Raw genomic sequence first — 208 nt, forward strand, 5'->3', positions numbered from 1 at the left:
GCTTACCACCTGATAGTGGGTTGCCGTTGAGGTATGCACAAAAACAGCATCACACTCGCGGGCCAGATCCTGCAGGGAGGCAGCATACGGAATGCGCCAGGTTTCGCAGATACGTTCTGCCTTTTCTCGGGTGGGTGACCATGCCCCTTGCAGGGTCCAGTCCGTTGCTGCACCTAAAACAGGCAGCCAGGCTTTTTGCGCGATGCCG

Annotated in this window: 1 protein-coding gene; it reads right to left on the reverse strand. The window is 57.7% G+C overall.

Features of this window, described 5'->3' with window-relative positions:
- A partial coding sequence (locus tag CN514_RS19725) for a Gfo/Idh/MocA family oxidoreductase (protein ID WP_286141771.1) occupies positions 1-204 on the reverse strand: 204 nt, incomplete at its 3' end.
- Positions 205-208: the final 4 nt, after the last annotated feature.

Origin of the sequence: Bacillus sp. AFS001701 (assembly GCF_002559405.1) — a bacterium.
GTDB lineage: Bacteria > Bacillota > Bacilli > Bacillales > Bacillaceae_G > Gottfriedia.